The sequence below is a fragment of the Caballeronia udeis genome (assembly GCF_044909315.1).
Taxonomy (GTDB): Bacteria; Pseudomonadota; Gammaproteobacteria; order Burkholderiales; family Burkholderiaceae; genus Caballeronia; species Caballeronia udeis_A.
Genome location: NZ_JBIYEB010000008.1, coordinates 85,846 through 108,547 on the forward strand (window position 1 = coordinate 85,846; position 22,702 = coordinate 108,547).

The window sequence follows — 22,702 nt, forward strand, 5'->3', positions numbered from 1 at the left end:
AACGCGGAGGCAGGCGCGCGCGCCTTCCAGACGTCGAAAGGATCGAGACAATGAAAATCGGCATCGTGACCGTCCTGTTCAAGTCGGACGACGTGATCAATGGGTTTATTGAAAGCATGAACGCCCAGACGTTCGATAACTTCCATATCCTCTTCGTGGAAAACGACGTCGCCAATCTTCATTGCGAACGCGCGATCCGCGAGACGCTGAAGACGCCGTTCACGTTCGTTCGCAACTACGAAAACACCGGCGTGGCGGCAGGTAATAACCAGGGAATCAACTTCTTCCTGTCGGACCGCTCTTACACGCACCTGCTGTTCCTGAACAACGACATCGAGGTCGATCCGGACTTCCTCCAAAAGCACGTCGACCTTCTCCAGTTGCACCCCGAGGTCGATGCGCTCGCACCGAAGATGTTCTATTACCAGCCCGCGGACAAGGTCTGGTATGCCGGCGGCAAGCTCAGTTACCTGAAGGGCGGCTGCCGGCATTTCGGTCATAACAAGCCGGACAGGCTCACCACGGACGAGTTGTATCGCGTCGACTATGCGCCGACCTGTTCCCTGATCGTGAAGATCTGGCCGTTGCGTGACGCCGGCATCCGCATGTGGGAAGAACTGTTCGTGTACTACGACGACACCGTGTTCTGCCACGAACTCAATCAGGCCGGATTCAGGATGTATTTCACGCCGACCATTCATCTGCGGCACAAGATCAGTTCGTCCACGGGCGGCGCCAAGTCCGACTTCTCGCGCTATTTCATGACGCGCAACTGGCTGTACTGGGGGCTGAGGAGACGCAACCTCGCCGTGCTCATCTCGGCGCTGGCGCTTGGCGGATTTCACTTCGTGGTCCGTAACACGGTGGAGATCCGCGCAATGCGCGACGCGCTTCAAATGGCACGCCCGCTTGCTCCGGAGGCGCAGCAATGAGCCCGGGCGCGGCACCGGCCCGGCGGAGACAGCCATGACCTACCGATACCACATGCGCGGCAACAGCCTGATCAGGAAGCTCACGCTCGTGATGAGCGAGCGTGAGCAGGACAGGATCATCGAAACGATGCAGACCGTGCGCAAGCCGATGGTGGTGTCGTTCCTGAACGCGCATGCATTCAACCTCGCATGGAAGGAAACGGACTTCAGAAGGAGTCTGGTCGAGTCCGACCTGCTGCTTCGCGACGGTATCGGCGTATCGATCCTGCTGACGCTGCTGCGCATTAGGCCCGGCCTGAACATGAACGGCACCGACCTGATTCCGAAGCTGCTCGAGCGCTGTCACGGAAGCGTCGCGTTGCTCGGCACCCGCGAGCCCTACCTATCTATGGCGGCAGCGAAACTGAGCGAGGCGGGTACGGACGTCACGATCAAGCTGGACGGTTTCCAGCCGGATTTGCGCTACCTGGACGCAGTGCGCGAGAGCCGCCCTGCGGTCGTCATCCTGGCCATGGGGATGCCCAAGCAAGAGCGCGTGGCGCTCGCGTTAAAGGAAGCGATCACGTGGCCGTGCCTGATCGTCAATGGCGGCGCGATCCTCGACTTCATGTCGGGCCGGGTAAGCCGCGCGCCCGGCATGCTGCAGGCACTGCATCTCGAATGGCTGTTCCGCCTCGCCCGCGAACCCAGGCGGCTGTGGCGCCGGTATGTGCTCGGGAACTCCGTGTTCCTGATTCGCTCGCTGCGAATCTGGCGCTCATTGCGCCCGGACCGCGACAACGGGCGAACGCTGATCTAGCCCTGCGCTTTCGCCTGACCCTTGCGATCATCGGGCGACCGGTGCGCCCCCCTCCATGACTCACCCGAAAGCGCATGACAAAAATCGTAACCCTGGTCTATTACCATTCGATGGCGCGCTTCTTTTGCGGTATCGAAGACGCATGGAAGCAATTCGAACCCGACGCCGAGTTCCTGCATCTCGCTGTATTCCCGAGCGCCTGGGCCTACCTCAAGGTGCATGGGCGGCAGACGGCGGCACTGTCATGGCAGTCCTATCTAACTGGAAACCTTGGCGAAAACGGCACCGCCGCGAACACGCCCGCTCGCGAGATCGAGGCCATGATCCGGTTCCACGCTTCGGACCCGAACATCAAACCGGCACGGACAATGGCGCTGCGTCGCCAAGCGCAAAAAATGCTGCGCACCTGCAAGTCGATCGTGACGAAGTTCGATCCGGACATCGCGATCATCAGCGGCGATACCCGGCTTCCCGCCGAGTCGCTGATGCGTGCGCTCAAGGACCGCAAGACCGTATCCTGGTATTTCGAGCAAGGCCCATACCGCACGACGGTGCTCGATCGCCAGGGCGTCAACGCGAACTGCTCGTTTCGCCGCGAGCTTGCTCGCCTCGAAGCGTCCGGTCCGCCCCTTCCGCCTCGCGCAAATTCAGCTCGCTGGACCAACAAGCTCTACACCTTTCTGGACCGCTTTGCATTCGCACAGGCACGCATCACACGCCTGATGCCGCCTGACCTGCGTCCCTACACGCTGCACAAATGTCCGCAAGCGCGCTACGCCAGATTGCGTTCGACGATCCTGCTGCAAACAGATCCATGCAAGGTCGTGCTGGTCGCAATGCAGGTTCCGGAGGACGCGAACAATATCTACCACAACCCCCTCGGACTCGACGATGTGGGCCTGCTCAAGTTCGTGCTGGACAACGTGGAACCCGGCTGGAGCGTCGTGGTTCGCGAACATCCGCTGTACAGGCGAAAGTATTCGCCGCCTTTCTATGCGCTGGTCGACGCGTCGGACAACGTGGTGCTGAGCCAGGCGTCGCTCCAACAGGATATCGACAGAAGCAGGACCACGGTCACTGTCAATTCACTCACCGGACTCGACGCCTTCGCGCATGGACATCGCGTGATCTTGCTGGGCGAGTCGTTCTACGATCACCTGCCGGGCATCGACACGCTCCGCTCCGGCGTGCCGCTACGGACATTGCTGACGCGGGACCACCCGCCCGGCACCGACAAACCGGCCTCATTGCTCGGGCCGTTGATCGACCGGTATTTCTTCAAGGGACATTTCACCGACGTGGACTTGTCATTCACCCGCACGATCGCGCAACAGATCGCCCATGACTCGCGAGTCGCTCAATGAGCCGGATGCGGTTCGCGCAAATGGCCGGGGCGATAAAACGCAACACCATGCTCAGGCGCATTGCGTCAAGCCTGTTCTCCCGCGTGCTGGGAGCCGTCGTCAACTTCACGCTGGTGATCTACCTGGGCCGGTATCTCGGCGCGGCGCAAACCGGCCTCTACATGATCGGCTTCGGCGCCGCGACCCTGCTTTCGACGCTGGCGCGTCTCGGCCTCGAACAAATCATCATCCGCGAAGGGGCTCCGCTGATCCGCGATGCCCACTGGCACGCGCTGCGGCGCCTCTACCGGCGAGCGTTGTTCACATCCCTTTGCGCCGGCGTAGTGATCGCAGTGGTCATGCTTGCGCTCGCTCGCGTGATGGCGCTTCACATCTTTCACAAGGTGGAACTCGGCGACGTGCTGCCGTGGTTCGCGCTCTCCATCCTGCCGCTGACTTTTGCGTTGATCCATGTACCGTTCCTCCAGATTGCCAACCGGCCAGAAAGTAGCATCGCCATCCTGAGTCTTTGGATACCGCTCTTCTCGCTGCCAGCGCTCCTGCTGATTCATCCGCATTCCGGCGTAGCCGGTGCACAGGTTTTTCTGGCGGCTTGCGTGGTCAACGCATTGATTGCGTTTGTGCAATGGCGCCGTTTCATGGCGCACAAAAGCACCATGAATGCGAATGCTGCGACCCTGCCCGAGCCCGCATTGCTCGCACCCGCGATGCCGCTTCTCGTGGGCAACATCTGTCAGATGGCGTTGCTGTGGATCGCCGTCTTTGCGGTGGGTATCGCAGCTTCGCCAAACGCGGTAGGCGCGTATTCGGTTGCGCAACGTGTTGCGTTGACGTTATCCGGATTCCTCGTCCCGCCTATTGATGCGCTCGTCGGGCCGCGGCTCGCTATGATGCGCGGAGACAAGTCACGAGAGGAAATCCAGTACCTGATCCAGAGCATCTCCTCAATGCTGTTCCTCTCGGCAACAGGCGTCTTTGTCGTGATCCTGCTTTATGGCTCAGAGATCCTCAAGTTGTTCGGCGGCGATTTCCGCGAAGGGTACGGCGCGCTCGTCTGCCTCAGTTTCGGTCAGCTTGCGATTGTCGCGAGCGGTTCAATACGCCCGCTGCTCGTGGTCTACGGCCTGGAGAAAATGATCCGGAACACGATGATGGGCGCGGCGCTCTGCTGCGTCGTGTCGTGCGCGGTGCTGATTCCGCTCATCGGTCCGCTGGGCGCCGCGATTGCGACCTCGCTGGCGCTCGCCGGCGAGAAGGTGATTGAAGGATTCATCGCCCGGCGCAGACTCGGCATCTCCGTGTTTCCGTCGACCGGATTTTATGCCCAACATGTCAGGCTCTGGCTCAACCGCGATGCCGGACAACGGCGAGGTGGCTGAACCATGGAACTCGGCACCTGGTTCAAGGTTCGCAACCGGATCAGTACCTGCCTTCAGGGCGTGCTGCTGCCTTTTTTCTTCAATGAGTTCGGACGGGGCGCGAGAATTCTTCGACCCATCCGGATCAGCGGCTCGGACAATATCTCGATCGGGCGTGACGCCTTCATCAACAATTTCGCGTGGCTCGAAACCATTGCGTGTTTTGACAAAAAGCCGGCGCTTCGGATCGAGCGCGGCGTTTATGTAGGCAACAGTGCGCACATCATCGCAACGCAATCGATTGTTATCGAAGCCGATGTCCTGATTGCGGACCGCGTTTATATAGCCGACTACGCTCACGGCTATAAAGACGTCCGTTTGCCGGTGAAGCATCAACCGTTGACGCCTCGCGCGCCCGTCAGGATTGGAACCGGCACGTGGATTGGTGAGAATGCGGTCGTGATCGGATGCACGATCGGGCGCAACTGCGTCATTGGCGCCAACTCCGTGGTGCTCACCGACATTCCCGATTACTGCGTCGCCGTGGGAACCCCTGCCCGGGTGATTCGCCGATGGAACCCGCGGACGGATAAATGGAATACCGCGTGAAGATACCCGGACACTCTCTCACTTCCTCCTTCATTTGTGCATGCTTTTTCCGCTATGAAAATACGCTTCAATAAACGCATGCGATATTCGCTTTTGCTGCTCGCGATCCTGCTGGCAAGCGGCGGCTGGATCGTCGTTGTACGCATGGGTAATGGGCCGCTGATCGCGGCCATCACGCTGATCCTGTTCTGCGGTTTCCTTGCGTCGCCGCGCATCCCGCGTTCGGTCGGATTGATGTTTGTGCTGCTTATAGGGCTGATTTTCGTCGTGAGCTTCATGCAGGACTTCACGATTGACGACAAGGAACTGTTTGTCATTCTGAAAGCGTTGATCGCGCTCTTTGCGTGCATTCACTTCAAGCGCTCCGGTCTCGACTTCCGCGAACTGTTTGTCGATGTCATGTATTACACGGCCATTGCCTCCCTTGTCCTGTATCCGCTCGTGTACGTTGCACCGGGCATCGCCAGGTTCATAGACGGGGAATACAGTACCGTGTTCGGGCTGCTCTATGTGCGCTCTTCCGACCTCGAACGTTTTCATCATTACCGCAACCAGGGCTTCTTCTGGGAAGCGGGCGTGTACGGCGTGATGCTGACGCTTGCCTACACCTATAACGTGCTCAAGTTCCGCAAGCGGCCAAGCGCTGTTTTCCTGCTGGCGGCCATTACCACACAATCCATGGGTGCACTGTCGATCCTGTTTCCGTTCGCGGGGTTTTGCTATATCTATGCACGTCAGCCGAAAGTAGCCAAGCTGCTGGCTGGAACAGTCGTCGTGCTGGTGGTCCTGGGGGTATCGGCGCCCGGTATTTTTGGCGATGCGTTCTCCGTACTCTTCGGCCGCAATCTCCAGAACGACGCCAGTATCCTGGTGCGCATCAACGACCTGACGCTAGGCTTGCGGGCCGCCTCCGACAGCCTGCTGCTCGGCAGGCCCAGCGGCGACATGGACGCGTACAACGCTCTCGCGCTGGATGAATTTGGCTATGTCAAGGTGGAGGATAGCGGCATCTCCAACTCCTTGACATGGCTGGTCTACAAGTACGGCGTGCCGGTTGCGCTGATGTACTGCCTGGTGCTATGGATTCGCGTCAGAAAGGACTTCGGCAGCCTCGCGCCGCTTGTCTTCCTGGTGTTCTCCGGCTTGATGATGATCGAGCCGCTAGGCGTGTCCATCTTCATGTTCATGCTACTGGGGTATAGGGATGGCATCGAGGTTGAAACAGAGACGCAAGAAATGCTTGCCGATGCACCGCACGCGGCTCTTGGCACCCCTGTCCCAGCGACCAGCGGTGTGTAACTCCGCTGCGCTACGGGCTAGGCCTGCGGGAATGCCACCGGTTTCGCCGGATGTACCTGACGGCGACGGCCGTTGATAAGATCACCTACCCTACCCGTGCGGTCGACGGCCCACGCAATCGCCGCAAGTAACGCGGCCTGAATGACAAACGACAGCAGCCAGTGGTTTGCATGCGCGGTATCGAGCGCATGTACAACCGTTGTGTTCACCAGATAGTTGAAACCCAGGATAGGTAGCGTGTGTGTCCCGAGCCAGCGCAGGAAGCGGGCATCGGGAAGCGCTACGCTGAGATGAGCCAGCATCAGTGTGCCGGCCAGCGCCGCCGCAACGTCGAGCGTGAGTTTCAGCGGACTGGAACCGAATACGCTGTCCGACATGTTCAGTGCATCTCCCGACCTGTATGTCAGCACGGCCCACACCACTGCGACACTGAAGAGCAGGATCACGCGGCGCGTCAGCGAACCGTTTTCGTGAAAATCGAACCATCGTTGTCCCCTGACGATGTGCCCCATCGCGAAGAAGAATGCTGCTGATGTTGCAATGTCGAGATCAAACGGAACGAACGGCAGATGAGAGGATCCCACTATCCCGGCAACACCGATGACCATCAACACCGGTACCATCGCTTTGCCTATAAAGCGCGCAAGACCCGCTGCCGCCGTCTCCAGGCTGAACAGGCAAAACAGGAACCACAACGGTGTGGACAAAAAATTGCCATCGGCACGCGGGAAGCCGACCGCGGTACCCCACGCCAATCCAAGGAACGCTGTCAGCGTAATTCTGTGAAGCAGCAACTTGACGACGAACGCGAGTCCGCATACGGCGCCCATGCACCACGCTGGAATGATCAACCGATGAAACTTGCCATTGATGAACGACCTGCGCGAGCGCCGCACCTTATCGATCTGGAAAAGATAGCCCGACAGGAAAAAGAATGCCGGCATATGGAAGGAATAGACATAGCGGTGGACTTCCGCTGGAAGCCCGGCGGTATGTCCCATGATCACCAGCAGAATTCCGAGACCGCGAAACACATCGATTTCCAGATTGCGCTCTGTGCTCATTCTTTTCGTGTCCTCAGGAGGCGAGTGCGGATTGGCCAGGTTTCAAGACGATCCCTTGACGACCGCGCATACCAGGATGACCAGCAGCGCCAAGGCGGCCAGCCGACGCAGCCTCAACAGAAGGATCAGGCGACGCGGTGTCCACTTTCCGAACTTGCGCCACTTGGCCGTGCCATATTCAATGTGCGCATAGACGCCGTAAAACAGGCGCATTCGTATGGCAGAGGAAAAGGAAGCAAACACATACACGGCGATAACAACGGCCGCTAAAAACATGATCCCGGATAGCATCACACCCCCGTGCGCTGGTTGGGATTGGCAAAACGTTCGTGGCTGGTCTTATTGATAACCGCACTGTCCCGGCGGCTTTGAAGGAGTCGATTGTTTCACCTTGCCCCAGTTGGCATCAGTCAAAACAAGCTGTTTTTCTGACACGGGAATTACGCGCGTAATGATTGCTGAAACAATGCAGTCACGTGAATTCAGCGTTCTTATCCGGGCGCGTCAAAACCTTACCTTTTTTCGCAAGCGTTTTTATTGGCCTTGAGGACACCTCTATGATTGGCCTGCTTGCACTCTCAGGGCAAGCATAAACCTCGGACTTGCCTGCTCATCCCCTTGGGGTGAGCAGGTTTTTTTTGGGGCCACTCAAAACCCGCGCAAATATCCAGTCGCAATCATGACGCCGCGAGCCTGCGTCAGAACGCCACGATGACAATCCCTCGAGTTTTTCCGGGTAATGTACGTAGCCAAGTTCGAGGAAGAGATATATGTCCCGCACCGCTTTCAAGAACCTCTCACCCCCTCCCTGCCAACGCCGGGTCAAGCACCGTTGCCAGCTTTTCAAACGCCGGCTCGATCTCGTCCTCCGCCACGCATCCGTACCCGATCAGCAAGCCCGACATGCCCTCCTCCCGCCGCAGGAAATAACCCGACAGCGGCCGCACCACAATATTGATCGCGAGCGCCGCTTTCGCCACCTCACGGTCATCCACGCCATTGGGCAAACGTAGCACCAGATGCAGCCCGGCATCTCCGCCGACAATCTGCAACGCGTCGCCATAACGCTTCCTGATCGTGTCCAGCAGTATCTGGCGACGCTGCCCGTAGATCCCGCGCATGCGCCGGATATGCGAAGTGAAATGCCCCTCTGCGATGAACTCGGCCAGCACCGCCTGCTGCAATAACTGCCCTTCGCGATACAACTCCGCCGAAGCGGTCGCAAAGCTCGTCGACAAACCCTCGGGCACCACGATGTAGCCAATCCTCAGCCCCGGGAAAAGCGTCTTGCCGAAGCTGCCCACGTAGATCACCTGGCCGGCGGTATCGAGTCCTTGCAGCGACGCGAGCGGCCGGCTGCCGTATCGAAACTCGCTGTCGTAATCGTCCTCGATGATCCAGCAGCCGTTTTGCCGCGCGAACTCCAGCAGCATCCGCCGCCGCGCGAGGCTCATCACCATGCCCAGCGGGTATTGATGCGATGGCGTAACCAGCATCAGCTTGGGCGGGTCTGCCAGATCGTCCGCGGAAGGGTTGATGCCCTCCGCATCCACGGGAATGGCCTTGAGCGACAGGCCGGACACCTGCAACACGCTTCGCACTCCCCAATAACAAGGATCCTCGGTCCAGATGACATCGCCGGAATCGGACAGCAGGCGCACGGCAAGATCCACGGACTGGTGAATCCCCGTCGTGACGATAATCTGCTCCGGCGTGCAGTGCACCGAGCGCGATGTCCGCAGATAGTCGGCCAGCACCTGACGCAGTTTCGGCGATCCGCCGCCCGGCGCATAGGTCAGCAGATCGGGCGGCAGGCGGCGCCAGTATTTGGACTGCAGGCGACTCCAGACAGCCGCTGGAAACCGCGACACATCGGGCACGCCCGGCATGAACGCGCCGCCTTGCCGCTGCGACACACCCGCCCCTTGCAACAACCGTGCGCCGCGCGCAGACAGCACACGTGGTTCCGCAGGGGCCGTGTCGTGTGCCGCCGAGTCGGCACCCACGATCTCATCGGGCGCGCTGTCCGAGACAAACGTGCCCTGCCCGGTCGCCGACCACACGTAGCCTTCCAGTGCGAGCTGCTCATACACCTGCGTGACCGTATTGCGGCCAAGACCCAGTTCACTCGCGAGCAACCGGGACGACGGCACCTTGGTCCCCGCCGGCAATTCCCGCGACAGGATGGCCTGCTGCAACAGGCCATACAACTGCCGGTAAATCGGTTGGCCGCCCGTTCTTTCAATCCGCTGAGCCAGCCAGTCGGACAACATGCTTGCGCGCATCGCGGAAATGGCTCCTATAAAAACACGGAAATGGCTCTGATTTAAAGAGCCAAATCTTACTATAGTCGATACACCGCCTAAAAACCCGCCAAGGAGAGTTGCCGTGAGCCAGACCCTGAAGAATGCCGACCTGAAAGCCCGCAAGGATGCAGCGACACCGCGCGGTGTTGGTGTGATGTGTGATTTCTACGCTGAACGTGCCGAAAACGCTGAACTGTGGGACGTGGAAGGGCGCCGTTTCATCGACTTCGCGGCGGGGATCGCGGTATGCAACACGGGACATCGGCACCCCAGGATTGTCGCGACCATGCGCGCTCAACTCGAACGCTTCACGCACACGGCGTATCAGATCGTTCCTTACGAATCGTATGTTTCGCTCGCCGAGAAGATCATCGCGCGCGCACCCGGCGACCATGCAAAGAAAGCCGCGTTCTTCACGACCGGCGCGGAAGCCGTTGAAAACGCCATCAAGATCGCGCGCGCCGCAACCAGCCGTCCGGGCGTGATTGCGTTCAGCGGCGGGTTCCACGGCCGCACGTTCATGGGCATGGCGCTGACCGGCAAGGTCGCGCCGTACAAGATCGGCTTCGGCCCGTTCCCGTCGGACGTATTCCATGCACCGTTCCCGAACCCGGTGCGGGGTATCACGACCGAGGATTCGCTGCGCGCGATCGAACAGCTTTTTGCCGCGGATATTGAGGCCAGGCGCGTTGCCGCGATCATCTTCGAACCGGTGCAGGGCGAAGGCGGTTTCTATCAGGCGCCTGTTGAATTCGTGCGCGCGTTGCGCAAGATCTGCGATACCCACGGCATCCTGCTGATCGCCGATGAAGTCCAGACCGGCTTCGCGCGCACCGGCAAGTTGTTCGCGATGCAGCACTACGACGTCGCGCCGGACCTGATGACGATCGCCAAAAGCCTCGCCGGCGGCATGCCGCTGTCGGGCGTCGTCGGCCGTGCCGATGTGATGGACTCGGTTGCGCCCGGCGGTCTTGGCGGCACGTATGCAGGCAATCCGCTGGCGCTGGCGTCGGCGCATGCGGTGCTCGAGATCATCGACGAAGAAAAGCTCTGCGAGCGTGCTGTGCGCCTGGGCGACAAGCTGAAGGCGCTGCTGACCACGCTTAAAGCCGACGTACCCCAGATCGCCGATGTGCGCGGCCCGGGCGCCATGATCGCGGTCGAATTCTGCAAGCCGGGCACCAGCGAAGCCGACGCCGCTTTCGCCAAACGCGTGCAAACTTTGGCGCTTGAACGCGGCCTGCTTTTGCTGATCTGCGGCGTGCACAGCAACGTGATCCGGTTCCTGTTTCCGCTCACCATTCAGGACGCCGTGTTCGATGAAGCGCTCGCTATTCTCGAACGTACCCTGACGGAAGAAGTGGGTGTGACGGCATGAGTACGCAACATTCATCGATTCAGTTGAAAGACCCGGCGCTGCTGCGTCACGAAGCGTTCATCGACGGCGAGTGGCAAGGCGCCGACGACGCCTCGACCTTCGAAGTCATCGACCCGGCGAACGGTCAGTCGCTCGGTGACGTACCCAAGATGGGCGCGGCGGAAACGCGCCGTGCGATTGATGCGGCAAACGCGGCCTGGCCGCTCTGGCGCAAGAAGACCGCGAAGGAACGCGCGGCGATCCTGCGACGGTGGTACGAACTGATGCTGGAAAACGCCGACGATCTCGCGATGATCCTCACCCGCGAGCAAGGCAAGCCGCTTGCCGAAGCCCGGGGTGAGATTGTCTACGCGGCTTCGTTCATCGAGTGGTTTGCGGAGGAAGGCAAACGCGTGGCGGGTGACACGCTGGCGTCGCCGGCCGCCGACAAACGCATCGTGGTCACCAAGGAACCGATCGGCGTCTGCGCGGCTATTACACCGTGGAATTTCCCGAGCGCGATGATCACGCGCAAGGTCGGTCCGGCGCTTGCCGCCGGTTGCCCGATCGTCGTGAAGCCTGCGGAGGCAACGCCGTTTTCAGCGTTCGCCATGGCGGTGCTGGCCGAGCGTGCCGGACTGCCCAAGGGCGTGCTGAACATTGTGACTGGCGACCCGAAGGCGATCGGCGCCGAGCTGACCGGCAATCCCATCGTCAGAAAGTTGTCGTTCACGGGATCGACGCAGGTCGGCCGCCTGCTGATGGCGCAAAGCGCGCCGACGGTCAAGAAAGTGTCACTGGAACTGGGCGGCAATGCGCCGTTTATTGTTTTCGACGACGCCGATATTGATGCCGCGGTCGAGGGCGCCATTGCGTCGAAGTATCGCAACAGCGGACAGACTTGCGTGTGTACGAACCGGTTTTACGTTCACGACCGGGTGTATGACGAATTTGCCGCTAAGCTGGGTGCGGCCGTTGCGAAGCTCACGGTGGGCAATGGCCTGGAAAGCGGTGTCTTGCTCGGGCCGCTGATTAACGACGCCGCCGTGCAGAAGGTCGAATCGCATATTCATGACGCACTGGAAAAAGGTGCCAAGGTTGTGGCTGGCGGCAAACGGCATGCGCTGGGTTTCGGCTTTTTCGAACCGACGGTGTTGTCGGGCGTTACTTCAGAGATGAAGATTGCGAGAGAAGAGACGTTCGGACCGCTCGCGCCGTTGTTCCGGTTTTCTTCCGATGAAGAAGTGATACGGATGGCTAACGATACGGAGTTCGGGCTGGCTGCATACTTCTATAGCCGCGATATCGGACGCGTCTGGCGTGTCGCCGAGGCGCTGGAATACGGCATGGTGGGGATCAATACCGGGCTTATTTCCAATGAAGTCGCACCGTTTGGCGGCGTCAAGCAGTCCGGGCTCGGACGCGAAGGGTCGCGGTATGGGATCGATGACTATCTGGTGATCAAGTATTTGTGCATGGCGGGGGGAGGGGAATTTTGAACGACGTGCCGTGCCGCGCAAGGTGTTGATTGCGCGGCACGGATCGGCGGCGCCGACGCGAGAAGCGCCACCAACCAACGCCGCTGGTCAGGCAACAGGCTAACCGGGATTTTTAGACAGAACCCGATACGTACTGTATTCAATCCACGCCTCGCCGCCAAAGCTTGCCGATAACACCGCGATTTTCTTGGGCGATAAGCCCCGATCAAAGGGCGTTGATCGATCCAAAATTTGACGGGCAGCCATAAATTTTGGTGAATCAAAATCGACAAGTATATCTAATGAGTAAACGATATTTTCCATTCCGTATTCCGTGACAAGGCATCGCGTCACATCCATGAAAACAATCGTTTTGTGTTCTTTAAAATCGTCTGAGACCAACTCAAGATATACCGCGCTGCCCCGACTATCCGCGCTGTATCCATCAAAAATCCAATCGTGGGATGAGTTAAACCTATCAAAGTTATCAAGCATTTTTTATGGACTTCAAGGACTGAAAGGTACGACGTCAAGCCCTTTCGCTCGACTCTTTCCCGTCCAATTGTGGGCGTGAGGTTGCATTTTCAAATGTGCATGGTCGAAGTCTAGATCAACTACCGGTGCGCCCGTACCACCATATAAGCGCATTTGCCCGCTTCCGGGGTTTGTGTACCACGTCCCCGGCTCCCCGTTGTTCGGGGTCTTCGCAATGTCGAAACTATCTCCAAAGCCGGGCATGTCGCCAAACTCGAATGGTGCGGCATTGCCTACCGGCGTGGTCACATTGTCCGCAAGCTCTCTCAAGCCGAACGCGGCTTTTTGCGTCGCTTCGCGTCTCAGGTTCGCCACGCGCGACCATACGCACGAGCGACAGAAGAAACGGCATTTCCGACGGTTTCACGGTTTCGAACGACGGGGTATCCGCCGGCCGTTCTCGCTCGATCCTCGCGTCGATTGCATCGTTGTAATCACGCAGAGATGCGCGATTTGCCGCCAACTGCGCGTTGTAGTCCAGCGGCGGCGCAGATCGTCTTTCCTCTCTCGCTGGTGGGTCAAGCGTGAAGCCGCCGTTCTCGAAAACGTCAGTGGTCGCGCCGTTTTCTTCGGAAACCGTCACCGCGCCATTACGCGTAGGCGAGCAACGTTTGAAGGGTTTCCCGTGCGGGCTTCGGGTTTTTCGAGTACCACGAAAAACCCTTCCGCATAAATGATTCGACGCGCGCCACTAGCGTCGCGTTCGATTCCCAAACATACATATCCGCGTGCATCAACATGGCGCGCCCCGCCTTGGCTTTCTCCGATTCCTCGGTGAAGCTTCGCCCCTTGCGCAGCACATACCGATAGCCGTTATAGCGTGTTAATTCCATTGTCATCCGGTGGTACCTCCTTTGATTGCAGCAGACGCACGCTACCCCATATCGGCGGGCGCCTATCTCAATAAGGAGGCGGGCGCACGGATGGTGATTTTCAAGGGTTTAGGGTCGACGTACGGAAAGGCGCCAACGAGGGGAGGAGCAGCGAGCCAGTGTTCAATGAAGCGGATGTCGAAGTCCAGCACGGCCAACTGATCGTTCGCGTCCGCACCGCCATTCTGCGGTTCTCGCGCGAGCGGTTGATTCAGCAGTTCCGAGAGGGCGAGCTCCAACGCCACGACGAAATCGACTTCGGCGATCCGGTTGGTGACGAATGAGGTAGCCCGCGAAACCCGACGTGTGCGGGTAATCGAATGATGAGTGGGATGCCAGATGCCGACGATGGGAAGTCGCACGTACCGCCGATCCAAACCTCAACCGTGGCCCGCTTCACCCCCTCCACGGAAACGCCAAATCAGGTGCACTGTGAAGCAGCGCCGCATGCGCAGCGCCGGCGTCCAATATTCAGACTTATTCAACAAGCCCATTCGCTATGAACTGTTCACGCGGACTTCTTGAATCCCGCACCGCTCGATAGCCGTACTCCGCCCTCCCACCCCGCCTCCACCACCCTGCTTCCCAGATCAGGCACTATCTAAAGCATTTTTGATCATTTGCATTTCACATGCTAAATACGCAAGAATGCGTTTTATGCATTCATCGATCTAACCGATCGGGCCCGCGTACCCATGGAAATTCGTCAGCTGGAAGCGTTTGCCGCTGTCATGTCGGCCGGAAGCGTCACTGCCGCCGGGCGTTTGCTCGGGCGCTCGCAACCCGCGGTATCGCGTTCGATCCAGGAACTGGAAGCCGAAATCGGCTATCCGCTGTTCCAGCGTTTCGGGCCGCGCGTCGCGCCCACCCGCGAGGCATCCGAGCTTTACCAGGACGTTGAACGCACGCTGGCAAGCCTGCGTCAGGTGAAGACGCGCGCCGAGCAGATCGCGCGGCAGGCGCCGCCTCCGCTCACCATTGCCGCAAGCTCGGCGCTTGCCGCCGGACTCGTGCCTCGCGCGCTGGCCTTGCTCAACGAGGACCACCCGCTAGAATCCGTGCATCTACGCAGCGCAGCGCCCGAACAGGTCGTCGACGCCGTGCTGAACGGCATTGTCGATATGGGTGTCTCGAGCCTGCCGCTCGAACATCGCGGCGTGCTCGTACACTGGATTGGCGAGGCTGCGTGTGTTGCCGCCGTGCACGCAAACGATCCGCTCGCGCGTGCGCCGCGCATCGCCTTGCGCGACTTTGCGAACCGTCGCCTCGTCACCATGCAAAACCCCTACCGCCTGCGTCCACGGCTCGATTTGGCATTCGCGCAAGCGGGCGTACGCACGGCCGGCGTGATCGAAACCAACTCGTCGCTGAACGCACTCGGCGCGGTGCGCGCGGGACTCGGGCTTGCCGTGCTGGAGCCGGTAACGGCGTTGGGATTGCCCGTCGATGGCGTGGTGATCCGTCCGCTCGATATCCGCATTGCGTTCCTGTTCGGCGTCATCACACCCGAATTTCGTCCGCCCAGTGCGGCAACCCTTGCCGCAGCGCACACGCTCGCGCAAGCAGCCGCCGAGATGCTGCCCGACTTCGTCCTGCACGACGCAAGCCAGCACAGCGCGATTCTTCAAGCGCTCTACGGCGAGCCCGACGACATCCTCAATCCGACCGAAGAGCCCGCCACGTGAGCCTCGACACAAACGTATCATCGCCCCCCCCCACCGGCCTCGCTGCACTCGAAGCGCGCCTCGCGGAAGACCTGTCCCTGCTCGAATTGCCCGCGCGCGAATGGGTGCCGGGCAAGACGCATAACGGCAGCGAAGTGCTGGATGTAGCAGTGATCGGCGGCGGCATGGCGGGGTTGGCCACGTCCGCCGCGCTTAAGCTGCTGGGCGTGCGAGCGCGCATCTTTGACCGCTCTCCACAGGGACTCGAAGGCCCTTGGGCTACGACCGCCCGCATGGAAACGCTACGCTCACCGAAGCAACTGACGGGTCCCGCTTTAGGCTTGCCCGCGCTGACTTTCCGTGCGTGGTTCGAGGCTCAGTTCGGCACCGATGCGTGGCAGGCGGTCGACAAGATCGACCGCCTGCAATGGATGCAATATCTGATCTGGTATCGCCGCGTGCTCGCACTCGATGTCCGCAACGGCCACACTATTGAAGCCGTGACACCACGCGCCGATGGTCTCGTCGTATTGAGCGTGCGAACGTTTGAGCGTCGCTTCGAGGTCTATGCGCGACGTGTCGTGCTCGCCACCGGGCGCGACGGATTGGGCGGGCCAGCGTTGCCTGGGTTCGTCGAAGGATTGCCGCGCAATCGCTGGGCACATTCGTCTGACACCACCGACTACACCTCGCTCGCCGGTAAGCGCGTGGCCGTAGTCGGCGGCGGTTCTTCGGCCATGGACAGCGCCGCCACGGCGCTCGAAGCAGGCGCGGCCAGCGTCGATCTGCTGATTCGGCGAGCCGACCTCCCACGCGTAAACAAGGGCAAGGGGGCTGGCAATCCCGGCTTGACGCATGGCCACCAAACATTGCCCGATGAATGGAAATGGAAGATCCGCCATTACATCAATACGGTGCAGGTACCCCCGCCGCGTGGCAGTACGCTGCGGGTATCGCGTCATCCGAATGCGCGCTTTAATCTTGGATGCCCGGTGTTATCGGTTGAAAGCAGCGACAACGGACTTTCGATCCATACCCCCAAAGGCACCTTCGCGGCCGACTTCCTCGTGGTCTCCACGGGCTTCAAGGTCGACTGGTCCGCGCGCCCGGAATTTGCGACGTTTGCGCCGTACATCCGCACCTGGGCCGACCGCTACGCGCCGCCTCCCGGCGATGAAGATACCGAACTGTCAGACTCACCGGATGTCGGACCCGCGTTTGAATTCATCGAAAAGTCCCCCGGCGATTGCCCCGGTTTGTCGCGCATCCACTGCTTCTGCTATCCCGCGTCGCTCTCGCAAGGCGCCGTCTCCGGCGACATTCCCGCGATCAGCACAGGCGCCAAACGGCTTGCCCAAGGTTTAGCGAGCCTGCTGTATACCGAGGACGTCGAGCAGCATTACGCGGCGCTGCTAGCCTACGCTGAACCGGAACTCTACGGCGATGAATGGCAACCGGCCGAAGCACCGCCCCAGTATGCGGAGGACCAATGAGCGGCTGGCTCATTCGCCGAATCGCGCAAGCGGCGTTCGTCGTGCTGCTGATGACGCTGATCGTGTTCATCGGCTTGCATGCGATCGGGAACCCGATTGATATTCTCATCGGCCAGGACGTCGATCAGGTCGACCGGGCGCGCATCATCGCCCAACTCGGCCTCGACCAGCCGCTCTGGAAACAGTACCTGGCCTTCCTCGCCGGCGCCATGCATGGCGATCTCGGCAACAGCTTCGTTTATAACGAACCCGCGATTCGCCTGATCCTGCAACGCCTGCCCGCGACTCTCGAACTCGCCGTTTCGGCGCTGCTGCTGGCGCTGGTGATCGGTATTCCGCTGGGTCTGTTCGCGGGGCTGCATCCGCGCAATCCGCTCTCGAAGATGCTGATGACGGGCAGCATTGTCGGCTTCTCGCTGCCGACTTTCTGGGTGGGCCTGATGCTCATCATGCTGTTCAGCGTGAAGCTCGGCTGGCTGCCCGCCAGCGGACGCGGCGCGACCGCGAGCCTGTTCGGCGTCCAGTGGTCGTGGCTCACGCTCGACGGCTTGCGCCACCTGATCCTGCCCGCGCTGAATCTCTCGCTCTTCAAGGTGTCGCTCGTCTTGCGTCTGACAAGTGCAGGCGTGCGCGAAGTCATGCCGATGGAACACGTGCGTTTCGCTCGCGCCAAGGGCTTGTCGCCTACGCGCGTGGTGCTCGTTCATATCCTGCGCAATACGCTGATTCCGCTTGTCACGGTGATCGGTCTCGAGTTCGGTTCGACCATCGCGTTCGCGGTCGTCACCGAGACCGTGTTCTCGTGGCCCGGCGCGGGCAAGCTGATCCTCGACAGCATCAACGCGCTCGATCGCCCGGTGATCCTCTCGTACCTGATCGTGGTCGTCTGCATGTTCGTCTCGCTGAACCTGTTCGTCGATATCCTCTACAAGTTCCTCGATCCGCGCGTGCGGCTGGAGGGTGCGCGATGAGCACGACTCCGCTGGTTCCCGAGACGGAAAAGCCCGTGCGCGGCGTGCTTAAACGCCGTCAGTCGCCGTGGCGTCAGCTCGTCTCCGACTTTGGTCGCTCGCCCGCGGCGCTGGCTGCATTGATCGTCGCGGTGCTGCTGGTGCTCGCGGCCATTTTTGCGCCGCTGATCACGCCGCAAAATCCCTACGACCTGTTGCAACTCGATGTCCTCGATGCGCGCCTTCCCCCCGGTTCGATGAATGGCGCCGGTACGCATGCGTACTGGCTCGGCACCGACGGCCAGGGTAGAGACCTGTATTCGGCGATGCTTTACGGCCTGCGCCTGAGCTTGTCCGTGGGCCTCGGCTCGGCGGTGATTGCGGGTGTGGTGGGGACCGTGTTCGGCCTGGTCGCCGCGTATGCGGGCGGCAAGGTGGACAGCCTCATCATGCGCCTCGTGGACTTGCTGCTCGCCTTCCCGTCCATCCTCGTCGCCATGATGCTGCTCGCGTTCCTGGGCAAGAGCGTGACCAACGTCGTGCTCACGCTGGTGCTGATCGAGTGGGCGTATTACGCCCGCACCGCACGAGCGCAAGCACTGGTCGAAGCGCGGCGCGAATATGTTGAAGCCGCGCGCAGTCTCGCGATTCCCAACTGGCGCATCGTGCTCGTTCATATCCTGCCGAACTGTTTGCCGCCGCTGATCGTGGTCGGCACGCTGCAGGTCGCGCGCGCCATCACGCTGGAAGCAACGCTGTCGTTCCTGGGCCTTGGTGTGCCGATCACCGAGCCCTCGCTCGGCCTGCTGATTGCCAACGGTTACCAGACCATGCTCTCGGGCGAATACTGGACCAGTGTGTATCCGGGTCTTGCGCTGCTGGCCATGCTGGTATCGATCAACATGGTTGGCGACCGCCTGCGCGAACTGCTCAATCCGAGGTTCGTGAAATGAGCAACGCCGCCCTTCATGATTTCCATACCGCGGACAACACGCTCGAAGTCCGCCATCTGCGAACGCGCTTCTTCACGCGCGAGGGCGAATTGCCTGCTGTTGAAGACGTCTCGCTCACGCTCGCACGCGGTCGCGTGCTGGGTCTCGTCGGCGAATCGGGATCGGGAAAATCGGTGACCGGCTTTTCCATCATGGGACTGATCGATGCCCCCGGCCGCGTGGTGGGCGGCGAGATACTCTTCAAGGGAAAGAACCTTGTCGGCTTGCCCGAAGCGGACATGCGGCGCCTGCGCGGCAGCCGTATCGCGATGGTGTTCCAGGACCCCATGTCCACGCTTAATCCGGTGCAGCGCGTGGACGCGCAGATGATCGAAGCCGTGCGCGCGCATCGCGACGTAAGCCGGAGCGCTGCGCGCGAACAGGCGAGCGAAGCGCTGGCGGCCATGGGCATTGCCAGTCCCGACGAACGGCTGCGCGCGTACCCCCATCAGTTGTCGGGCGGCATGCGCCAGCGCGTGGCAATAGCGATTGCGATGCTGCACAAGCCGGACCTGATCATCGCCGATGAACCCACTACCGCGCTCGATGTCACCATCCAGGCGCAGATCCTGTCCGAAGTGCAAACGCTCGTGCGCACGCAGGGCACGTCGCTGATCTGGATCACGCACGACCTGTCCGTAGTGGCTGGGCTCGCCGATGACATCGCCGTGATGTATGCGGGCCGGATCGTTGAACAGGGCACCGTGGATGCAGTGCTCGACCGCCCGCAACATCCGTACACGGCGGGTCTGATCGACAGCTTGCCGAGCCTCAACACGCGCGGCAAAAGGCTCACGCAGATTGCGGGTATCACGCCGGACCTGCGCTCGTTGCCGCCGGGCTGTGCGTTCGCTGCGCGCTGCACGCGCGCCACGGCGGTCTGCTCGACGCCGCCGTCGCTTGGGCCCTCGCCGGCCGCGCAGGCGTCCGAGCATGGCACGCATCTCGTGCGCTGTTTTCATCCAGGCCGGCAAACCGATGTCCGCACGGAGACAACCACATGAGCGAGATCAATACACGCGCGCTCATTGAACTGCGCGGGGTCAGCCAGCGATTCGGCGAACGCGGCGAGAACGGAGCAACACGCTGGCTGCGCGAGCGCAATGTGCTTGCGCCACAAGCAGTCACGCGGGCAGTCGAACATGTCGATCTGGCGATCACGCCGGGCGAAGTGGTCGGGCTGGTGGGTGAATCCGGCTGTGGAAAATCCACGCTCGGCCGCATTGTTTCGGGTCTCATTGCGCCGACCGAAGGTGACGTGCTGGTGGATGGCCAGGACCGCGCGGCCATGTCACCGGCTGCGCTGCGCGCAGCGCGGCTGGCAATCCAGATGATCTTCCAGGATCCGTATTCGAGCCTGAATCCGCGCCGGCGTATTCGCGATATCGTCGGCGAAGCGCCGCTCGTTCACGGCATGGTCGAGCGCAGCGATCTCGACGCCTATGTGGCCGCGGAGTTAAAACGCGCGGGCCTCGATCCGTCGCTCGCCGACCGCTATCCGCATGAGTTCAGCGGCGGTCAGCGGCAGCGCATCGGGATTGCGCGAGCGCTCGCGGTCAACCCTTCCATGCTCGTCTGCGATGAAGCGGTCGCCGCCCTCGATGTATCCATACAAGCGCAGATCCTGAATCTCTTCATGGACCTGCGCGAGCAGCTCAATCTCACGTACCTGTTCATCAGTCACGACCTGGGCGTGGTCGAGCAATTGTCGGATCGCGTGGTGATCATGTATCTCGGGCGCGTGGTGGAAAGCGCCCCCGTGGAGGAAATATTCCGGCATCCGAATCATCCCTACACGCAGACCTTGCTGGCCGAAATTCCCCGCATAGACGCGCGCAAGAAGCACTTCACCGCCATTCGCGGCGAAATGCCAAGTCCGCTTGCGCCGCCGTCGGGTTGCCATTTTCATCCGCGCTGTCCGCACGCCATGCCGCGCTGCAAGACCGAAGTGCCGCGTTTGCGCGGCATCGCTATCGAGCATGTCAGCGCGTGTCATCTGAACGACGCTCACTAAACTTCAATCCAGAACACACATAAAAAGGAATTGCATCGTGAAACGCCTGATCCTTTCCACGCTGACCGCCACGCTCGCCAGTGCGGCGTTGTTCAGTACGGGCGCGTCGGCGCAGACGCTCAACATTGCGTTCGCCGATCCGCTCTCGTCGCTCGATCCGCAACTGAACAACTACGCGGGCGACCGCTCCGTCGACCTGCACTTCTGGGATCTGCTGGTCGAGAACCACAACAACGTGCTCGCGCCCGGCCTCGCGACAAGCTGGAAGTCGACCGGCAACGACACGTGGGAATTCAAGCTGCGCCATGACGTCAAGTGGCAGGACGGCACGCCGTTCACCGCGGACGACGTGATCTATTCGTATCAGCGGGCGCGCAATGTGGCCGGAACCATCGCTACCTTCGCGGGGTATCTGCGCACCATCGCATCCGTCACCGCGCCCGATCCGTACACGCTGGTCATCAAGACCAGTTCGCCAACGCCGGACCTGCCGCTGAACCTGACGTCCGTTCATATCGTGAGCAAACATATCGGCGAGAAGTCGACGACGGAAGACTACAACTCGGGGCGCGCGATGGTCGGCTCGGGGCCGTACAAGTTCGTTTCGTACACGCCGGGCGACCGCGTGGTGATGACGCGTAACGACGCGTACTGGGGCGCGAAGCCGATCTGGGACAAGGTGAACTACCGCTACGTGAGCAATGCGGCGGCGCGCACGGCAGCGCTGTTGTCGGGCGACGTGGACATGATCGACAAGGTCTCCGTCTCCGACCTGCCGCGTCTCAAGCAGTCGCCGAAGGTATCCGTGTTCGCGTATCCGGGCCTGCGCGTGCTGATACTTCAGCCAAGTTTCCGCGAGGGCCCGAGCCCATACATTACGGACAACGCCGGCAAGCCGCTCCAGAAGAACCCGCTGCTCGACGTGCGGGTACGCCGCGCGTTGTCGCTGGCGATCAATCGACCCGCCATCACCGACCGCATCCTGCAAGGCGCGGCCACGGTTGCCAACCAGTGGATGCCGGCCAAGACCTTCGGTTACAACCCGGCCGTGAAGGACATCCCCAACGACCCGGTTCAGGCCAGGAAACTGCTGGCCGAAGCCGGTTTTCCGGACGGTTTCCAGTTGACGCTCAGCGTGCCTAACGACCGTTATCCGCAAGCACCCGAAACGGCGCAGGCCGTGGCGCAATTCTGGACGCGCATTGGCGTGAAGACGAAGGTCGAGGTCATGCCGTGGGCCAGTTACGCCAGCCGGGCAAACAAGAACGAGTTTGCGGTGAGCATGATTGCGTGGGGTAACGGCACGGGCGAAGCCAGCTATGCGCTCGTCAACATTCTCGGCACCGTGGATCCGAAGAAGGGCATTGGTGCATCGAACTGGGGCCGCTATAGCAGCCCGGCGGTCGACCACGCGCTCGACGCCGCGACGGCGGAGTTCGATCCGGCCAAGCGTGAAGCCATCCTGCAGCAGTCGGTGAAGGTAGTGAGCGATGACGTGGGCATCATTCCGCTCTTTCACTACGAGAACATCTGGGCCGCGAAGAAAGGCTTGAAGGTGACACCGGCGGTCAGCGACCGGACGACCGCGATGATGGTTACGCGCAGCGGCAATTGAGG

21 protein-coding genes are annotated in these 22,702 nt (G+C 60.9%); 15 read left to right on the top strand and 6 right to left on the bottom strand.

The window, feature by feature from the left end; all coding sequences use genetic code 11:
- The first annotated feature begins 50 nt into the window (after positions 1 to 50).
- The 6 genes from ABH944_RS15180 to ABH944_RS15205 all read left to right on the top strand — a co-directional run bounded on the left by ABH944_RS15180 (position 51) and on the right by ABH944_RS15205 (position 6,361).
- On the top strand, positions 51 to 932 hold the full coding sequence (locus ABH944_RS15180; RefSeq protein ID WP_404607630.1) for a glycosyltransferase family 2 protein: 882 nt from the start codon (positions 51 to 53) through the stop codon (positions 930 to 932).
- Between the two features lie 34 nt (positions 933 to 966).
- Positions 967 to 1,731, top strand: a complete 765-nt coding sequence (locus ABH944_RS15185) for a WecB/TagA/CpsF family glycosyltransferase (protein WP_404607628.1) — start codon at positions 967 to 969, stop codon at positions 1,729 to 1,731.
- A 74-nt stretch (positions 1,732 to 1,805) separates the two neighbouring features.
- Positions 1,806 to 3,095 (top strand): capsular polysaccharide export protein, LipB/KpsS family, encoded by a 1,290-nt coding sequence (locus ABH944_RS15190; protein WP_404607626.1) that lies wholly within the window; start codon positions 1,806 to 1,808, stop codon positions 3,093 to 3,095.
- Entirely contained in the window at positions 3,092 to 4,474 is a 1,383-nt protein-coding gene (locus ABH944_RS15195; protein ID WP_404607624.1) for an oligosaccharide flippase family protein, read from the top strand. Before ABH944_RS15190 ends, ABH944_RS15195 begins: the two co-directional genes overlap by 4 nt.
- Before the next feature lie 3 nt (positions 4,475 to 4,477).
- Complete coding sequence (locus ABH944_RS15200; protein WP_404607623.1) at positions 4,478 to 5,062, top strand: acyltransferase; 585 nt, start codon at positions 4,478 to 4,480, stop codon at positions 5,060 to 5,062.
- A 78-nt stretch (positions 5,063 to 5,140) separates the two neighbouring features.
- The gene (locus ABH944_RS15205; RefSeq protein ID WP_404607621.1) at positions 5,141 to 6,361 is read left to right on the top strand and encodes a hypothetical protein; all 1,221 of its coding nucleotides are present in this window, start codon (positions 5,141 to 5,143) and stop codon (positions 6,359 to 6,361) included.
- 17 nt (positions 6,362 to 6,378) lie between these two features.
- Here the strand turns inward: ABH944_RS15205 and ABH944_RS15210 are convergent, their stop codons facing one another.
- The 3 genes from ABH944_RS15210 to pdxR form a co-directional block, all read right to left on the bottom strand.
- On the bottom strand, positions 6,379 to 7,425 hold the full coding sequence (locus tag ABH944_RS15210) for an acyltransferase family protein (protein ID WP_404607620.1): 1,047 nt from the start codon (positions 7,423 to 7,425) through the stop codon (positions 6,379 to 6,381).
- A gap of 42 nt (positions 7,426 to 7,467) precedes the next feature.
- Positions 7,468 to 7,716, bottom strand: a complete 249-nt coding sequence (locus tag ABH944_RS15215; RefSeq protein ID WP_404607618.1) for a hypothetical protein — start codon at positions 7,714 to 7,716, stop codon at positions 7,468 to 7,470.
- A 506-nt stretch (positions 7,717 to 8,222) separates the two neighbouring features.
- Complete coding sequence (pdxR, locus tag ABH944_RS15220; RefSeq protein WP_404607616.1) at positions 8,223 to 9,710, bottom strand: MocR-like pyridoxine biosynthesis transcription factor PdxR; 1,488 nt, start codon at positions 9,708 to 9,710, stop codon at positions 8,223 to 8,225.
- A gap of 115 nt (positions 9,711 to 9,825) precedes the next feature.
- Here pdxR and gabT point away from each other — a divergent pair, with 115 nt between their 5' ends.
- Together gabT and gabD are read left to right on the top strand one after the other, a co-directional pair.
- Positions 9,826 to 11,109, top strand: a complete 1,284-nt coding sequence (gene gabT / locus ABH944_RS15225; RefSeq protein ID WP_404607741.1) for a 4-aminobutyrate--2-oxoglutarate transaminase — start codon at positions 9,826 to 9,828, stop codon at positions 11,107 to 11,109.
- On the top strand, positions 11,106 to 12,587 hold the full coding sequence (gene gabD / locus ABH944_RS15230) for an NADP-dependent succinate-semialdehyde dehydrogenase (protein WP_404607614.1): 1,482 nt from the start codon (positions 11,106 to 11,108) through the stop codon (positions 12,585 to 12,587). Before gabT ends, gabD begins: the two co-directional genes overlap by 4 nt.
- A gap of 99 nt (positions 12,588 to 12,686) precedes the next feature.
- On the opposite strand, the gene ABH944_RS15235 is transcribed toward gabD, so the two are convergent.
- The 3 genes from ABH944_RS15235 to ABH944_RS15245 all read right to left on the bottom strand — a co-directional run bounded on the left by ABH944_RS15235 (position 12,687) and on the right by ABH944_RS15245 (position 14,334).
- Positions 12,687 to 13,061 carry a hypothetical protein gene (locus tag ABH944_RS15235; RefSeq protein ID WP_404607613.1) on the bottom strand — a complete coding sequence of 125 codons (375 nt, stop codon included), beginning with the start codon at positions 13,059 to 13,061 and terminating at the stop codon, positions 12,687 to 12,689.
- A gap of 629 nt (positions 13,062 to 13,690) precedes the next feature.
- Positions 13,691 to 13,939, bottom strand: coding sequence for a hypothetical protein (locus ABH944_RS15240; RefSeq protein ID WP_404607611.1), 249 nt, complete (start codon positions 13,937 to 13,939; stop codon positions 13,691 to 13,693).
- Positions 13,940 to 13,995: 56 nt separating this feature from the next.
- Positions 13,996 to 14,334: a hypothetical protein gene (locus ABH944_RS15245; protein ID WP_404607609.1), complete on the bottom strand. Its 339-nt coding sequence runs from the start codon at positions 14,332 to 14,334 to the stop codon at positions 13,996 to 13,998.
- Positions 14,335 to 14,667: 333 nt separating this feature from the next.
- Here ABH944_RS15245 and ABH944_RS15250 point away from each other — a divergent pair, with 333 nt between their 5' ends.
- Genes ABH944_RS15250 through ABH944_RS15280 form a run of 7 tightly spaced genes read left to right on the top strand, consistent with a single transcriptional unit; the run spans position 14,668 to position 22,700 of the window.
- Positions 14,668 to 15,657, top strand: a complete 990-nt coding sequence (locus ABH944_RS15250; RefSeq protein WP_404607608.1) for a LysR family transcriptional regulator — start codon at positions 14,668 to 14,670, stop codon at positions 15,655 to 15,657.
- Complete coding sequence (locus ABH944_RS15255) at positions 15,654 to 17,129, top strand: NAD(P)-binding domain-containing protein (protein WP_404607607.1); 1,476 nt, start codon at positions 15,654 to 15,656, stop codon at positions 17,127 to 17,129. The genes ABH944_RS15250 and ABH944_RS15255 overlap by 4 nt, the downstream gene beginning before the upstream one ends.
- Complete coding sequence (locus ABH944_RS15260; RefSeq protein ID WP_158939918.1) at positions 17,126 to 18,100, top strand: ABC transporter permease; 975 nt, start codon at positions 17,126 to 17,128, stop codon at positions 18,098 to 18,100. The genes ABH944_RS15255 and ABH944_RS15260 overlap by 4 nt, the downstream gene beginning before the upstream one ends.
- Positions 18,097 to 19,032, top strand: a complete 936-nt coding sequence (locus ABH944_RS15265) for an ABC transporter permease (RefSeq protein ID WP_404607605.1) — start codon at positions 18,097 to 18,099, stop codon at positions 19,030 to 19,032. Before ABH944_RS15260 ends, ABH944_RS15265 begins: the two co-directional genes overlap by 4 nt.
- Positions 19,029 to 20,075 (top strand): ABC transporter ATP-binding protein, encoded by a 1,047-nt coding sequence (locus tag ABH944_RS15270; RefSeq protein ID WP_404607603.1) that lies wholly within the window; start codon positions 19,029 to 19,031, stop codon positions 20,073 to 20,075. Before ABH944_RS15265 ends, ABH944_RS15270 begins: the two co-directional genes overlap by 4 nt.
- Entirely contained in the window at positions 20,072 to 21,085 is a 1,014-nt protein-coding gene (locus tag ABH944_RS15275; protein ID WP_404607602.1) for an ABC transporter ATP-binding protein, read from the top strand. The genes ABH944_RS15270 and ABH944_RS15275 overlap by 4 nt, the downstream gene beginning before the upstream one ends.
- A 37-nt stretch (positions 21,086 to 21,122) precedes the next feature.
- Positions 21,123 to 22,700 carry an ABC transporter substrate-binding protein gene (locus ABH944_RS15280; protein ID WP_404607601.1) on the top strand — a complete coding sequence of 526 codons (1,578 nt, stop codon included), beginning with the start codon at positions 21,123 to 21,125 and terminating at the stop codon, positions 22,698 to 22,700.
- Positions 22,701 to 22,702 lie beyond the last annotated feature (2 nt).

Excerpts from the sequence above, each read along its gene's own strand:
- ABH944_RS15180 (WP_404607630.1), top strand. The coding sequence starts at position 51 with ATGAAAATCGGCATCGTGACCGTCCTGTTCAAGTCGGACGACGTGATC.
- ABH944_RS15185 (WP_404607628.1), top strand. The coding sequence starts at position 967 with ATGACCTACCGATACCACATGCGCGGCAACAGCCTGATCAGGAAGCTC.
- ABH944_RS15190 (WP_404607626.1), top strand. The coding sequence starts at position 1,806 with ATGACAAAAATCGTAACCCTGGTCTATTACCATTCGATGGCGCGCTTC.
- ABH944_RS15195 (WP_404607624.1), top strand. The coding sequence starts at position 3,092 with ATGAGCCGGATGCGGTTCGCGCAAATGGCCGGGGCGATAAAACGCAAC.
- ABH944_RS15200 (WP_404607623.1), top strand. The coding sequence starts at position 4,478 with ATGGAACTCGGCACCTGGTTCAAGGTTCGCAACCGGATCAGTACCTGC.
- ABH944_RS15205 (WP_404607621.1), top strand. The coding sequence starts at position 5,141 with ATGCGATATTCGCTTTTGCTGCTCGCGATCCTGCTGGCAAGCGGCGGC.
- ABH944_RS15210 (WP_404607620.1), bottom strand. The coding sequence starts at position 7,425 with ATGAGCACAGAGCGCAATCTGGAAATCGATGTGTTTCGCGGTCTCGGA.
- ABH944_RS15215 (WP_404607618.1), bottom strand. The coding sequence starts at position 7,716 with ATGCTATCCGGGATCATGTTTTTAGCGGCCGTTGTTATCGCCGTGTAT.
- pdxR (WP_404607616.1), bottom strand. The coding sequence starts at position 9,710 with ATGCGCGCAAGCATGTTGTCCGACTGGCTGGCTCAGCGGATTGAAAGA.
- gabD (WP_404607614.1), top strand. The coding sequence starts at position 11,106 with ATGAGTACGCAACATTCATCGATTCAGTTGAAAGACCCGGCGCTGCTG.
- ABH944_RS15235 (WP_404607613.1), bottom strand. The coding sequence starts at position 13,061 with ATGCTTGATAACTTTGATAGGTTTAACTCATCCCACGATTGGATTTTT.
- ABH944_RS15240 (WP_404607611.1), bottom strand. The coding sequence starts at position 13,939 with ATGACAATGGAATTAACACGCTATAACGGCTATCGGTATGTGCTGCGC.
- ABH944_RS15250 (WP_404607608.1), top strand. The coding sequence starts at position 14,668 with ATGGAAATTCGTCAGCTGGAAGCGTTTGCCGCTGTCATGTCGGCCGGA.
- ABH944_RS15260 (WP_158939918.1), top strand. The coding sequence starts at position 17,126 with ATGAGCGGCTGGCTCATTCGCCGAATCGCGCAAGCGGCGTTCGTCGTG.
- ABH944_RS15265 (WP_404607605.1), top strand. The coding sequence starts at position 18,097 with ATGAGCACGACTCCGCTGGTTCCCGAGACGGAAAAGCCCGTGCGCGGC.
- ABH944_RS15270 (WP_404607603.1), top strand. The coding sequence starts at position 19,029 with ATGAGCAACGCCGCCCTTCATGATTTCCATACCGCGGACAACACGCTC.
- ABH944_RS15275 (WP_404607602.1), top strand. The coding sequence starts at position 20,072 with ATGAGCGAGATCAATACACGCGCGCTCATTGAACTGCGCGGGGTCAGC.